This is a genomic window from Paenibacillus solisilvae (assembly GCF_042656405.1).
Taxonomy (GTDB): Bacteria; Bacillota; Bacilli; order Paenibacillales; family Paenibacillaceae; genus Paenibacillus_Z; species Paenibacillus_Z solisilvae.
Genome location: NZ_JBHSOW010000103.1, coordinates 36,764 through 50,628, shown reverse-complemented (window position 1 = coordinate 50,628; position 13,865 = coordinate 36,764). Strand labels below are relative to the sequence as shown.

Annotated in this window: 11 protein-coding genes and 1 pseudogene; 10 read left to right on the top strand and 2 right to left on the bottom strand. The window is 48.0% G+C overall.

Translation table 11 applies throughout. The features are described 5' to 3' along the window. Nucleotides 1-220: 220 nt before the first annotated feature. Complete coding sequence (locus ACFPYJ_RS27005; protein WP_379191348.1) at nucleotides 221-1,168, bottom strand: AraC family transcriptional regulator; 948 nt, start codon at nucleotides 1,166-1,168, stop codon at nucleotides 221-223. 256 nt (nucleotides 1,169-1,424) lie between these two features. Between ACFPYJ_RS27005 and ACFPYJ_RS27000 the strand changes: the two are divergent. From ACFPYJ_RS27000 to msrA, 4 genes and pseudogenes are all read left to right on the top strand, one after another. After that, nucleotides 1,425-2,417: pseudogene (locus tag ACFPYJ_RS27000) on the top strand (aldo/keto reductase). 45 nt (nucleotides 2,418-2,462) lie between these two features. Continuing rightward, nucleotides 2,463-3,314, top strand: coding sequence for an aldo/keto reductase (locus ACFPYJ_RS26995; protein ID WP_379191347.1), 852 nt, complete (start codon nucleotides 2,463-2,465; stop codon nucleotides 3,312-3,314). 157 nt (nucleotides 3,315-3,471) lie between these two features. Beyond that, a complete protein-coding gene (locus ACFPYJ_RS26990; RefSeq protein ID WP_379191346.1) occupies nucleotides 3,472-4,362 on the top strand; it encodes a glycoside hydrolase family 43 protein in 891 nt (296 codons plus the stop codon). Nucleotides 4,363-4,529: 167 nt separating this feature from the next. Further along, entirely contained in the window at nucleotides 4,530-5,225 is a 696-nt protein-coding gene (msrA, locus tag ACFPYJ_RS26985) for a peptide-methionine (S)-S-oxide reductase MsrA (RefSeq protein WP_379191345.1), read from the top strand. A gap of 76 nt (nucleotides 5,226-5,301) precedes the next feature. Here the strand turns inward: msrA and ACFPYJ_RS26980 are convergent, their stop codons facing one another. Beyond that, nucleotides 5,302-6,336, bottom strand: a complete 1,035-nt coding sequence (locus tag ACFPYJ_RS26980) for an ABC transporter substrate-binding protein (RefSeq protein WP_379191344.1) — start codon at nucleotides 6,334-6,336, stop codon at nucleotides 5,302-5,304. 208 nt (nucleotides 6,337-6,544) lie between these two features. On the opposite strand from ACFPYJ_RS26980, the gene ACFPYJ_RS26975 reads away from it, so the two are divergent. The 6 genes from ACFPYJ_RS26975 to ACFPYJ_RS26950 all read left to right on the top strand — a co-directional run bounded on the left by ACFPYJ_RS26975 (nucleotide 6,545) and on the right by ACFPYJ_RS26950 (nucleotide 13,820). Beyond that, complete coding sequence (locus ACFPYJ_RS26975; protein WP_379191343.1) at nucleotides 6,545-7,525, top strand: FecCD family ABC transporter permease; 981 nt, start codon at nucleotides 6,545-6,547, stop codon at nucleotides 7,523-7,525. Next, a complete protein-coding gene (locus tag ACFPYJ_RS26970; protein ID WP_379191342.1) occupies nucleotides 7,525-8,571 on the top strand; it encodes a FecCD family ABC transporter permease in 1,047 nt (348 codons plus the stop codon). Before ACFPYJ_RS26975 ends, ACFPYJ_RS26970 begins: the two co-directional genes overlap by 1 nt. Before the next feature lie 17 nt (nucleotides 8,572-8,588). Further along, entirely contained in the window at nucleotides 8,589-9,449 is an 861-nt protein-coding gene (locus ACFPYJ_RS26965; protein ID WP_379191341.1) for an ABC transporter ATP-binding protein, read from the top strand. Nucleotides 9,450-9,629: 180 nt separating this feature from the next. Next, the gene (locus ACFPYJ_RS26960; RefSeq protein WP_379191352.1) at nucleotides 9,630-10,337 is read left to right on the top strand and encodes a polysaccharide deacetylase family protein; all 708 of its coding nucleotides are present in this window, start codon (nucleotides 9,630-9,632) and stop codon (nucleotides 10,335-10,337) included. Between the two features lie 1,219 nt (nucleotides 10,338-11,556). Continuing rightward, nucleotides 11,557-12,237, top strand: a complete 681-nt coding sequence (locus tag ACFPYJ_RS26955; RefSeq protein WP_379191351.1) for a GntR family transcriptional regulator — start codon at nucleotides 11,557-11,559, stop codon at nucleotides 12,235-12,237. Between the two features lie 221 nt (nucleotides 12,238-12,458). Next, nucleotides 12,459-13,820, top strand: a complete 1,362-nt coding sequence (locus tag ACFPYJ_RS26950; protein ID WP_379191340.1) for a GntP family permease — start codon at nucleotides 12,459-12,461, stop codon at nucleotides 13,818-13,820. Nucleotides 13,821-13,865: the final 45 nt, after the last annotated feature.

The following is a 13,865-nucleotide window of genomic DNA, read 5'->3' as shown; positions in this document are numbered from 1 at the left end:
TGCTGGTCATTTTTTAAGAAAGTAGACTGTCCTTTGGTGTGAATTTACATGCTTTTGGGACAGCCCCTTCTGCTTCATGCGATGATTGTGAAGCGAGCGGACGCAGCTGGCAGTGTGAGTTAGAAAACAGATAGAGCCAGCCGGAAAGCCTCAGGCAGTTGATCCTATGATTAACTGCCTTTTTTCTATATCGGAAGAAAAAGTACAGACATCCAGATACTCACACATTAGAGCCCGTAAAAATCTGTTCAGTTGATAGCGGCCTGCCATCGTAGTTCTCTTTCAGACGTTTTATATCTGCTTTTGGAGGAGAACCGAACATCCGTACATATTCACGACTAAATTGGGAGGCACTCTCATAGCCTACGCGGAAAGCAACATCAGCGGCATCCGCAGACTCGGATAAGAGTATGCGCCGCGCTTCTTGCAATCGAATTTGTTTTTGAAATTGAATCGGGCTCATGGCGGTTACCTCTTTAAAGACGCGATGGAACGTAGAAATACCCATGTTTGCCATTTCCGAAAGCTCATCAATTCGTAGAGGTTTATCAAAATTTTTAATAATTTGATCGATCCCTTCCCGAATCCGAAACGTGCTACTTCCTTCCAATGCGATTTGGGCCAACGCAACTCCATACTGCCCGTGCAAAAGCCGATAAAGCACTTCCTTAATATAAATTGGAGCGAGATAGGGAATATCTCCTGGGTTATCGAGTAAACGCGCTAAGCGGAGTGTAGCGTCTAATAAAGATAGCCCGATCTGTCCCACAAACAGTGCTCGTTTTGGGTTTTCCTTTGCAGATGTTTGAAAATCCGAATCACTTAATACTTCTAAAATCTGATTCTGTGTAAATTCAAGTTTTAAACTTAAATACGGCACATCATTTGAAGCTCTAATGACTTGGCCAATCACAGGCAAATTCATGGATGAAATGAGATAATCCGCGGGGCCATACTCAAATCGCTCTTGTGCAAGCCAAACCTCTTTTAAACCTTGAGCGATGAAACAGTACGAAGGTTTGTATACTCTGTAGCCCGGCTCAGTCAAATTGGAATAGCGAATAAAAAATAAGGATGGTACAGCTGTTTCTATCACGCCGTCATGATCCGTATGACGCTCAATCAAATTAGCAAGCTCAAGTTGTTGTTTCTTTAATTCTTCAGCCATAATCTCCTCCTGCATGTTTAACACTAGTCAAATTATAGACCATTATGCATCCATCGTCAGTAATCGCGAGAGAATTAGGCAATCATTCGAGATGATTGAGATAACGGTTTTCTTATCACTTCCTGCATAATAAGACTTAGCTCACTAACGGTCCACTAAAGACATAGATTGGCCCAGAGCCGTTAGGGACATACGGCTGCGTTCAGCATCGGAATATCAATTAGGTATGGAACGGAATAGGAAGGGAGCATCCTGCATGCAAACACGTATTTTAGGCAATCGTGGACTTGAGGTTTCGGCTATCGGGCTCGACTGCATGGGAATGAGTCAAAGTTTTGGAGCGATACTAGAGAAGAATGATGCGATTTCTTTGATACATGCTGCAGTGGACCGCGGAATTAATTTTTTCGATACGGCTGAAGTATATGGGCGTTCTCATCACAATGAGGAGCTGGTAGGTGAAGCACTGGCCCCATACAAGGGAAAGGTTCTCATCGCGACTAAGTTTGGCATCAAAGTTATAGATGGTAAACAGGTTCTTGATAGTAAGCCTAAAGTTATCCGACAATCAGTTGAAGGTTCGCTTAAACGACTGCAAGTGGAAACCATTGATCTATACTATCAGCATCGTGTGGACCCTAATGTTCCAATCGAAGAAGTGACCGGGGTCATACAGGACCTAATCAAGGAAGGGAAGATCAGACACTGGGGTCTTTCTGAGGCAGGAGTGGAGACAATACGCCGCGCACATGCCATTCAGCCGCTAACTGCTATCGAAAGTGAATACTCCATGATGTGGAGAAACCCTGAAATTGATTTGCTGCCTACCCTTGAAGAACTAGGAATCGGTTTTGTTCCATTTGCCCCATTGGGCAAGGGGTTCCTTACCGGGACAATTAATAAGAATACGACATTCGGCAGCGATGACTTCCGTAGTAAGCAGCCTCGTTTCCAAACGGGAAATCTTGAAGCTAATCAAGTTTTATTGGAAATAATAGTAAAGGTCGCTGCAGAGAAGAATGCAACACCTGCTCAAATCGCACTCGCTTGGATACTTGCTCAAAGGCCTTGAATTGTACCTATCCCTGGTACCCGACAATTGGATCGTCTGGAAGAAAACCTTGGTGCCGTAGATATCGAGTTGAATGCCAAGGAACTGACTGATTTGAATGCAGCTCTTTCTAAAATAAATATTTTGGGCGATCGTTACCCGGCAGGTTCCGATTACTCAAAGCGAACCGGAAAATAAATTTAACTATTATATACAGCAAAATGACATTAGGGAGGATTTCAAATGGAAAACGTTATTTTAAACAATGGTGTTGAAATGCCTATACTTGGCTTTGGTGTTTATCAAATGAATGATTCAAAAGAATGCGAACAAGCCGTTTACGATGCCCTTATGGCAGGTTATCGTCTGATTGATACCGCTGCCTCTTATCTTAATGAAGAAGCGGTTGGCAGGGCCATCAAACGAAGTGGTGTACCAAGAGAAGAATTATTTATTACAACAAAACTATGGGTTCAGGATACTGGTTACGAGCGCACGAAGAAGGCATTTGAAAAATCACTAGAAAGATTGCAATTGGATTATTTGGATTTGTATTTGATACATCAGCCATATGGTGATGTATATGGCTCTTGGCGTGCAATGGAGGAATTGTATCGTGAAAGTAAAGTTCGGGCAATTGGGGTAAGTAACTTTCAGAGGGATCGTCTGATTGATTTAATTATTCATAATGAGGTCGTTCCTGCGGTAAATCAGGTTGAAACTCACCCGTTCTGCCAGCAAGTAGGAAGTGCCCAATTTATGAAAGAGAACAACGTTCAGATTGAATCCTGGGGTCCTTTTGCTGAAGGGAAAAATAACATGTTTGAAAATGAGGTTTTAGTATCCATAGCCAGGAAATACAATAAAACCGTTGCTCAGGTGATTCTACGTTGGCTGACGCAAAGAGGAGTCGTTGTCATTCCAAAGTCTGTTCGTAAAGAGAGAATCATTGAGAATTTCAATAGCTTCGACTTTGAATTAAGCCAAGAGGATAGGGAGAGGATTGCTGCATTGGATACGGGAAGCAGCTTATTCTTTTCACATAATGATCCTGAAATCGTGAAGTGGATTGGTACTCGTAAGTTGGATATTTAATGCTCATTAATTTAGAAAGTTAATTAACTAACCCCATTAATAACAGATGGGGTTTTTACTTTTGCCCATTATAGATGTAGATTGGACGGCCATAGTGGGGTATAATTAAAACGTAATACTTATCAAACTAATTATATATTTAAGGAGTTGCTCTTCATTGAAAGGAATAACCAATCCGATTGTACCCGGCTGGTATGCAGATCCTGAGGCCAGAACCTATGAAGGAAAGTACTGGATCTACGCTACCCGTTCCTTTACGGAATATACCCAACAGATGAATCTGGATGCTTTCAGCTCCGATGATCTGATTAACTGGGATAAGCACGAAGCCATTATTGAAATGTCCGATTTTCCATATATTTGGAGAGCGGTGTGGGCACCAACCATTATTGAGAGCAAAGGCAAATATTATCTCGTGTTTGCATCTAATGATATTCAGAATAATGATGAGATCGGCGGGCTGGAAATTGCAGTCTCTGACACTCCGGAGGGTCCGTTCAGAGGCTATCTGGGCAAATCTCTGATTGATCGGTTCATTCATAATGCCCAGCCGATTGATGCGCATCTGTTCAAAGATGACGATGGCAGCATTTATCTCTATTACGGCGGCTGGCGTCATTGCAATGTAGCCAAGATGAATGAAGATATGACAGGCTTTGTGTCTTTTGAGAACGGTGAAACGTTCCTTTCGATTACTCCAGAAGGTTATGTGGAAGGCCCTTGCATGATCAAGAAGGACGGGCTCTATTATCTGATGTGGTCGCTTGGGGATTGGGTCAATGGTTCCTATCGCGTCGCTTATGGCGTGAGCGACAATCCGCTAGGCCCTTTCGATAACAAGGGAACAGTCCTGGAGCGGCAGGAGCCGATCGCGGAAGGTCCCGGGCATCACGGATTCCTGCATATTCCGGAAGAGGATGAATGGCTGATTGTCTACCACCGCAGAATTATCGGGGACACGGAAGCGGGTAACCGGATGTTATGCATCGATAAAATGGAAATTGGCGACGGAGAAATCAAGCCGATTGTAATGACGAATTCCTGGTAATATAGGGAAGACCGCATCTCAATAGGAGGTCTCCTTTTTTGTTGGTTTTAAGTAGAATGTAGTGGGAACTTCACAGTTTGATTCCCGATACATTGGTATGAACTGCCTTGCGGCAGCCTTCCTAAAGTTGTATGTTAGATTGAAAATCCAGGGACGGAGGGAAATCAATGAGTCATCCAGAACGGCCTGAACAATCCGCACAACGGGCAGGCGCATCCGCATCATCTCTATTCATGAACAATCTGCAGACTGCCACGCTGGGAATGGGATGCTTCTGGAGCCCGGAAGCGCTGTTTGGTCATCTGCCGGGTGTAAATGGAACCCGCGTTGGATATGCCGGCGGCACTTCCGCGAAGCCTACTTATCGGCAGATGGGAGATCATACGGAGACGGTGCAGATTGAATTTGATCCTGCGATTATCCCGTTTGAAGATATCCTGCATGTTTTCTGGAACAACCATAACCCGCTGAATATTAACGATTATAAAGGAAGACAGTATAGATCCTTGCTGCTGGCTCACGATCAGAAGCAGCAGGATTCCATACAGCATGTCTTAGAGCTGCGGAAGGAGCAGGGGAAGGGAGTGCCGGAGACCGAGATTGCGCCGTACAAGGACTTTCACCCAGCAGAAGATCACCATCAAAAATATTATTTAAAAAGATTCCCGGATGCGATGGAGAAGCTGAGCACGCTGTACCCTGCCCAGGACGATCTGATTGACTCTACCTTGGCTGCACGGTTGAATGGTTTGGCCAAAGGGTTCACCAATTTAGAACGAATCAACAATGAGATTCATCAATGGCCGCTAAGCTTAAACGAGCAGGATTCCATGATTAATCTGATTAAACATATACGCTGGTAAAACGCAAAAAAAAGCAACCCCGTAAGGTCGCTCTTTTGTTTACTGCCGATTATATCAGGGCTGAAAGGCAGCCGGCTTACTGTTTAATGTCATAAATTTTGTACAGCTCGTCAAGCATCAGGTTAGCGGCCTTAATACCGCCCGCCGTGTTCCAGATCGCATCATCAACTTTGTAGGCTTTACCGTTCTTGACGGCGCTAAGGTTTGTCCACAGCGGATCTTTCGTCCACTCTTGTTCCGTCTCGCTGGCTTTGCCATCACCGGTTTCATAGGTGAAGTAGAAAATGCGGTCGGCGTCCGCTTCAGGCAGACGTTCTTTCGTAATTTCGTCGACAAAGGTATCTTTGGCGTTATTCGTCATTTCATTACGTGCCAAACCGATTTGCTTGAAGATAATACCGGAGAAGGTATTGGTGTGGTAGACACGCGTTTTGCCGGCCATGAAACGAACGACGGATACGGTCTCTTTCAGCTTGTCGCCGGCTTTTGCTTTGAAATCTTCGATCCGTTTATCAAAAGCAGCCATCAGCGCATCGCCTTCAGCCTTCTTGTTCAATGCTTCGGCATACAGCTTGAAGTTAATTTTCCATTCGCCCCGCAGATCCTCCGCCATGACAGTCGGAGCAATAGCTTTCAGCTGCTCGTAGACTTTTTCCTGACGCATTTTGTTACCGATGATCAAATCGGGCTGAAGGCCGGCGATCAGCTCAAGGTTGGGCTGACTTTCCTCGCCGACCTCAGTAACGCCTTCCATATCGGCTTTGATATGATCATACCATGGGCTGCCTGTCCAGGATTTAACAGCTCCGACCGGCTTTACGCCCAGAGCCAGGACTGCTTCCGTACCTTCATTCGTGAGTACGACAACCTTCAAAGGTGTTCCCGTGATTTGCGCCTCTCCCATAGCATGCTTCACCGTACGGACCTGATTGTCTGCATTTGCTGCCGTTTCTGAATTTTTCGCTGAATCGGTATTCGCCGTGTTTGCCTGTTTGTTATCGTTAGAAGCAGAATTACTTCCGCATCCTGATAGCGCCACGACCATTATGAGTGCCAGTATTCCCCACCAAGCAGCACGGCTGCGGGTTGTTTGTGTCCATCTTGCGATCATGATTGTCTTCCCCCTACATTATGTGTGTCTCACTATGAGAACCGTTATCATTTGCAATTACAAACTATAAACGCAAAGCCGCCCGCTGTCAACAAAAAATATGAGAATGATTATCAGAATCATTGACAATCCGACTCAATTCCTCTACAATTCAACAAGAGTAAACGGGTTCAATTAGACTGTTTCAGAATGGAAGAACAGATATAAGATGAGAGTATTTTACTTAATCCTATCCATTATTGCGCTTGCTGCAGCCATTATGTGCAGTATTGCTTTCGGTGTAACGGATATTCCTCTTAGGGTCGTCTGGGAATCGTTCACCCACTACAACAATAGCAATGAGCATCTGGTCATTCGTACAACCCGGGTTCCCCGCGCTTTGATCGCAGCTGCTGTCGGAGCTTGCTTGGCCGTAGCCGGGGCTCTTATGCAGGTTATAACGCGCAATCCGATTGCATCCCCCAGTACGCTCGGAGTGAACTCCGGCGCTGCTTTTTTCATTATCATGTCGGCCGCTTGGCTGGGAGTCTCGGGGCTTCATGCTTTTACTTGGGTCGCCCTGATCGGCGCGGCTGTCAGCGGGGGAATTGTATTCTTCCTGGGCAGTATCGGCAGAGACGGCATGACTCCGGTGAAGATCACGCTTGCCGGAGCGTCGATGGCAGCTTTTTTTGCTTCGCTTACCCAGGGCATCATGCTTACGGACGGTAAAATGTTCGACCAAGTCCTCGTATGGCTGGTCGGCTCTGTTGCGGGCCGGGATATGGATCAGCTCGAATCCGTTTGGCCCTATATGGGAGCGGGCATGGTGATTGCGCTGCTGCTTTCGCGGCATTTGAATGTACTGGCCATGGGAGACGACGTTGCGCAGGGACTTGGCCTACGAACAGCTCATATTAAAAGCTTCGCAGCGGTTTCAATCATTCTTCTGGCGGGCGGTTCAGTCGCTGTGGCAGGTCCGATTGCCTTCGTCGGCATCATTATTCCGCATATTGTCCGTCATCTGGTTGGCACCGATTATAGATGGATTGTGCCCGGCAGCGCGGTATTAGGCGCTTTATTGCTGGTGGCTGCAGATCTGGGCTCCCGTTATATCGCGATGCCGAAGGAAGTTCCTGTCGGGGTTATGACTGCTATTATCGGTGTTCCGTTCTTTGTATATATTGCTAGGAAAGGCAGACAAACGTAATGGGTAAATATAGGCCGCTTCGATCGGCCGACTCGAAATTTTCCTTGTTAATAGAGAAAAGAACCATCTGGATCACGCTCCTCCTGATGGTGCTTTGTATAATTGTTGTCATTATCAGTACAGGGGCCGGAGGTACATATATTTCCCCCTTGAATGTCATGAAGGTGATTTTTGGCGGTGGAACGCCTATGGAACAGGTCATCGTTGAGAAGCTGCGGCTTCCGAGGATTATTATCGCCACGTTGATCGGTGCTTCACTAGCTGTTGCCGGGGCTGTGCTTCAGGGCATCATCCGCAACCCTTTAGCTTCGCCGGACGTGGCGGGAATTACGGAAGGGGCGTCGCTGGGCGCGGTGCTGTTCATTTTCTTATTCGGCGGAACGGTATCGATTCACTGGATGCCTCTATTCTCGATCGGCGGAGCGCTGGTTGTTACGGCGCTCCTCTATGTACTCTCATGGAAGAGAGGCGTTGAACCGCTGCGGCTTGTTCTCGTCGGCATCGGCATTTCGGCAGCCATGAAATCCGTCTCTTATATGTTAATTATCTCCGGCCCTCTGCAGCTGGCGGACCGGGCTTTAACGTTCATGACCGGGAGCATCTACGGCACCTCCTGGGACAAAGATGTGTTCACTCTGCTGCCTTGGGTGGCGGTGCTTCTGCCGCTTACGTGGCTGCAGGCCCGAAATGTTAACATTCAGGCGCTTGGCGATGATGTAGCAAGCAGTGCCGGGGCGAATGTGCAGAAGCAGCGTCTCATTCTAATCGCGCTCAGTGTCGGGCTTGCCGGTGCTGCAGTTGCGATTGGCGGGGCGATCGCCTTCATCGGGTTGATGGCGCCACATATGGCGCGCAAGCTTGTCGGTTCTTCCTTCGGCAGCGTGCTGCCGGTCAGTGCGCTGCTTGGGGCGCTGATTCTGCTTGTTGCAGATTTGGCGGCGCGGACTGCTTTTCTTCCCAAAGATGTGCCAGCCGGTGTATTAACCGCCGCCATTGGCGCACCCTTCTTCATGTATCTGCTTTACCGCAACCGAAACCGCTATTAGTCAGGAGGAATGCTGTCATGAGTACACTGGATGTCAAAGGGCTTGGATTATCCTATGGAGGGGCATTTATCTTTGAGGATCTGAATTTGTCCATACCGAAAGGGAAAATCACCGTATTCATCGGGAGTAACGGATGCGGCAAGTCGACACTTCTCCGCTCCATGGCAAGACTCCTTAAGCCGCAGCGGGGTTCGGTTCTATTGGATGGCGGCGATATTGCAGGTATGTCTACCAAAGAGGTTGCACGCAAGCTGGCCATTCTTCCGCAGGGGCCGACGGCGCCCGAAGGGTTGACGGTACTGCAGCTGGTCAAGCAGGGCAGATATCCGTATCAAAGCTGGTTGAAGCAGTGGTCGCATGAAGACGAGTCAGTCGTTCAGGCGGCACTTGCGTCAACGGGTATGAGTGAATTTGCGGAGCGAACAGTCGATTCCCTCTCAGGAGGACAGCGGCAGCGCGCCTGGATTGCGATGACGCTTGCGCAGGAGACGCCGGTGATTTTGCTCGATGAGCCAACGACTTATTTGGATTTGACACATCAGATCGAAGTGCTGGATCTGCTCTATGAATTAAATGACCACGAGCAGCGCACGATTGTTATGGTGCTGCATGATATTAACCTCGCCTGCCGTTATGCGGATCACATCGTGGCCATTCGCGACGGCAAAATTGAAGCCCAGGGGCGTCCGGATGATGTGGTGAACGTACCTTTAATTGAAACCGTCTTTCGCCTTAAATGCGATATTATCCCCGATCCGCTGTACGGAACACCGTTATGCATCCCGCATGATAACAGCCGGCTTCGGGCGGCTAGGGCAACTCAGCAGGCAAGCTTGCAATCCGGCAACCAGCCGGTGAAACAGATGGTTCGAATATAATTTCACAGCTATCGTATAAGAGGCCTTCAGCGGGCCTCTTATTTATTTTTCCTCCCGTATAGGGATGAATGGAAAGGTAAATAGTAACAGTTGTCCATATTCAGGTATTGCCTTACATAACGAGTAAACGGAGGTACAACAGTGGCTGTCATCAACCGGCTTCTATTCCTTGTTTTGTGCATGAGTATTGTGTGCGCGTTCGCGGCTCCCTCAGAGAAGAAAGACCGTTATTTCTACGAAAAAAGAGGGGAAATCGTCTGGGAAGTTCCTTTGGAGGATAAGAAAATCGCTTTGACCTTCGATGATGGGCCGTACCCGGAAACCACCAATCCGATTTTGGATCTGTTGAAGCAGTATCATGCCAAGGCGACCTTCTTTGTCGTCGGCAATCGCGTAGAGCTTTACCCCGAGACGATCAAGCGCGAGATTGCGGAAGGGCATGAGCTGGCTAACCACACGTATAATCATTTGTACTTTAGAGCAGCGATGAACCCGTTAACGATTCAAAGTGAAATTCTTAAGACGGAGCAGTCCATCCAGCAGATAACCGGCAAAAAACCGCTTTTGTTCCGTCCGCCGGGGGGGTTCTACAATGAGCAAATGCTTGGGATTTCTAAGAAACTCGGCTATACCACGGTCTTATGGTCCTGGCATCAGGATACGAACGACTGGAGAAGCCCGGGGGTAGACCGCATCGTGAAGAAAGTGCTGAACAACGCACGGAATGGGGATATCGTTCTGCTTCATGATTATATTCCGGGTTCGACTCAGACGGTTAGAGCACTGAAAATCATATTGCCGGAGCTTGAGAAGAGAGGCTTTGAATTCGTGACGGTAACTGAGCTTATTCATTACAAGAACGAAGAAATTATTCGAACGCATAAATAAACCCTAGTTTGTGTGCAGGTATAGGGGGATGGCAAAAGGACAGACTCAAAAGGGCTAAAAATCATGACAATCAAGCCCCGGTCTTGTCTCCCCTTAATAATGGCTGTACAGGTCATCATGAACCAACTGGAGCTGCGCGGAGTGCAGAAAGATACCTGATACACCTTAACCGATGGTCTATACTGGAATTCGTACAGTTAAAAACGTGTCATTCGCTTGAGGCCGCCTCTATACTGCATTCCATACAGTTAAATCGCCCCAAATGGGCCTTATAGAGCTCAAGTAGGCATTTATAACTGGAAATTTCCAGTATAGCACTATTTTGAACGTCAATAGCCTGAAATAGCTGTAAAAAACCAGTATAGATGCGCATGCGTCGTGTGGTTGTGCTAACACATATCGCCCCCACCACGTGCTGATTACCGCATGCCCATATGCCGAACACATAACACGCGAAAAGTCATTCACATGCCAAACACGCAACACGCGACAAGACATTCACATGCCAAACACGCAACACGCGACAAGACATTCACATGCCAAACACGCAACACGCGACAAGACATTCACATGCCGAACACGCAACACGCGACAAGACATTCACATGCCAAACACGCAACATGCGACAAGTCATTCACATGCTGAACACATAACACGCGACTGTCATTCACGTGCCAAACACGCAACACGCGACAAGTCATTCGCTTAAGTGTTTATTGCGGGTTTGGCCCAGAGACTCTTTGTTTAAATTTGGGACAGCCCCTTGCTGGAAGCATGGACGATAAACCGGAAGGGAGGATACATCATGTTTACAGTCAATCGTTCGCGTCAGAGGACTGCTGTTTCCGGCTATTCCGGTGCTTTTGTTCAAGGGTGACGCCAAGTCTCACCGGCAGCCGGATCATCCAAGTGAACGAACCAAGACGGAGGAAGAGATAGCCTTACGAGCTGGGAGATCCTGTTTGTACTGCCAGCAACCCTGAAAAAAACGTTTACAGATGGCGGTGCAGAGAGTATCATAATAACGGAAAAGTTCTTGTATACAAGTGTACTAGTATGCTGAAAAGCGGATATGACCTTTGATTCGGAGGGCCGTTCCTTTACCCGGGCATGTTCATGCCGTCCTGCCCCTTGCCTTCAATTCCGCTGCTATTCATGCTAAAATCGTACTACTAACGACAGGGCATGATCATGTGCAGGAATAGGAGTGTAGAGCGTGATTAAGCAGTATCCTTCTTCATGGCTGAAAGGCGTTTCTCTAGGCGAGGCCATCGCCTGCGAGCTTAGGCTGCAAATCATTAATGGTACGGTAGGACCGGGCCATATTTTATCCGAGAATGGCATTGCCGCTGACTTTGGCACAAGCCGTTCCCCGGTTAGAGATGCAATGAAAACGCTATCGAACGAAGGGTTGATCCGGCTCGAACGGATGGGTGCTGTTGTGCTTGGCCTTGGGCTGAAGGATGTAGAGGAGCTGTACGACGTGCGCTATCTGATCGAAAGCTTCGTTCAACGAAGATTGGCCGGTACGCAGACAGATGCGCTTATCAGCCGTTTGCGGCAGACCATCGACAAGATGGAGCTCGCGGCCAAACATCAGGATGCTGTCGAGTTTTCCTATCAGGATTTCTCGTTTCATGAGGCGATAATTACCGAAGCGCAGCATGCGCGAATGCTCCATCTGTGGAGAAGCATCCGTGAAGTGGTCATAGCGGTCATGCTCATCACAACGAAGGAAGTATTCACGATGGGTGAAGCGAAGATTAGCGACGTGATCGACAAGCATCGCAGAATCATTCAAGGTCTGGAGTCCAAGGATGCGGATCGGATCGAAGCGGGTGTACGCAGTTATTTTGCCGATTCCCATACGACGCTCCACCATAGTATTCCGAATAGTTGACCAGGGCTTGCTGAGCAGCAGAGCGGGCGCTTGATGGCAGCATTACAGAACCTGAGCTAAAGCGGACTGGGGTTTACTTACCTTCACAAGCAACTCTTTCATGCTGCTTTTTTTTGTTCGAGTTGTCGACAAGTATACAGTAAGGTTTTGGACGCGAATGCTCATACTACAAACACTTGGTAGATCAGACATTAAATACATGTATGGAGGTCCTGTTCCTTATGGGTGAAATTTTCGGTTTTAGCCACAATGCTACATTACTGATTTGGACGCTGATTACGATTGTTTTCCTGATTGTTTTCATTTCAAAGTTCAAATGGAATCCGTTTGTCACGCTGCTGATGTCTGCGCTTATCCTTGGTATTCTCTCCGGTATGAAGCCGCTTGATGCCGTTTCATCCGTGACTAAGGGCCTCGGAGGTACGCTTGGAACGATCGCCATCGTTATCGGGCTTGGCACGATGCTTGGTAAAATGATGGCGGAATCCGGCGGAGCGGAACGGATTGCAACGACGCTGATCAACAAATTCGGGGAACGCAACGTTCACTGGGCGATGATGCTGGTCGGGTTTCTGGTTGGGATACCGGTATTCTTTGAGGTTGGGGTGATCCTCCTCATTCCGATCGTTTTCACCGTTGCACGGAAGACGAATATGTCCCTGCTCCAAATCGGTATACCGATTCTGGCCGGTCTCTCGACTGTACACGGACTCGTGCCGCCGCATCCGGCGCCGATGATTGCCATAGATGCCTATCAAGCCAATCTGGGAAAAACCATTCTCTACTCTTTAATAGTCGGGCTTCCGATTGCCATATTAGCGGGTCCTGTGTTCGGTAAATTCATCGGTAAGCGAATACAGGTAACGCCTCCCCAGAAGCTGGTCGAGCAGTTCGCGCCAAAAGAAAACCGCGATCTTCCGGGCTTCGGCATTACGCTGCTTACCATTCTGATGCCTGTCATTCTCATGCTGATCGGCTCGGTGGCCGATATTATCGATCCCGATGCGACGAACAGCTTCACTTTATTCTGTGAATTCATCGGCCATGAGATTATCGCGCTGCTGATTGCGGTTATCTTCTCGTTCTTCTCACTTGGTTTCATGCGCGGCTTCTCCAAAGAGGATATTTCGCGGTTCTCAAGCGAGAGCCTGGCTCCAATCGCCGGCATTATATTGATCATTGGCGGCGGCGGCGCTTTCAAGCAGGTATTGATCGATAGCGGTGTTGGCGGCGCAATCGCTGAGATTGCGACGCATGCGAATGTGAATATTATATTGTTCGCTTGGTTCGTGGCTGCGCTTATCCGGGTGGCAACCGGCTCTGCGACCGTCGCGATGACGACGACCGCAGGCATCGTAGCGCCCGTTCTTGCATTAACGCCGGGCGCAAATGTCGAGCTGGTCGTGCTTGCGACGGGTGCCGGATCACTGGTTTTATCGCATGTCAATGATGCCGGGTTCTGGATGGTGAAGGAGTTCTTCAATATGTCCGTCGCCCAGACGCTGAAGTCTTGGACCGTGATGGAAACCCTTCTGTCTGTTCTTGGCTTGCTATTCATTCTGGCACTTAGTACGATTGTTTAGGGCGGCAGCGGTTTAATCTAAATTATAAGTAGAAATAGTTAGGAA

Bases quoted from the DNA above. Each gene is read 5' to 3' on its own strand.
- msrA (WP_379191345.1), top strand. From the start codon at position 4,530: ATGAGTCATCCAGAACGGCCTGAACAATCCGCACAACGGGCAGGCGCA.
- ACFPYJ_RS26970 (WP_379191342.1), top strand. From the start codon at position 7,525: ATGGGTAAATATAGGCCGCTTCGATCGGCCGACTCGAAATTTTCCTTG.
- ACFPYJ_RS26965 (WP_379191341.1), top strand. From the start codon at position 8,589: ATGAGTACACTGGATGTCAAAGGGCTTGGATTATCCTATGGAGGGGCA.
- ACFPYJ_RS26960 (WP_379191352.1), top strand. From the start codon at position 9,630: ATGAGTATTGTGTGCGCGTTCGCGGCTCCCTCAGAGAAGAAAGACCGT.
- ACFPYJ_RS27005 (WP_379191348.1), bottom strand. From the start codon at position 1,168: ATGGCTGAAGAATTAAAGAAACAACAACTTGAGCTTGCTAATTTGATT.
- ACFPYJ_RS26950 (WP_379191340.1), top strand. From the start codon at position 12,459: ATGGGTGAAATTTTCGGTTTTAGCCACAATGCTACATTACTGATTTGG.
- ACFPYJ_RS26995 (WP_379191347.1), top strand. From the start codon at position 2,463: ATGGAAAACGTTATTTTAAACAATGGTGTTGAAATGCCTATACTTGGC.
- ACFPYJ_RS26980 (WP_379191344.1), bottom strand. From the start codon at position 6,336: ATGATCGCAAGATGGACACAAACAACCCGCAGCCGTGCTGCTTGGTGG.
- ACFPYJ_RS26975 (WP_379191343.1), top strand. From the start codon at position 6,545: ATGAGAGTATTTTACTTAATCCTATCCATTATTGCGCTTGCTGCAGCC.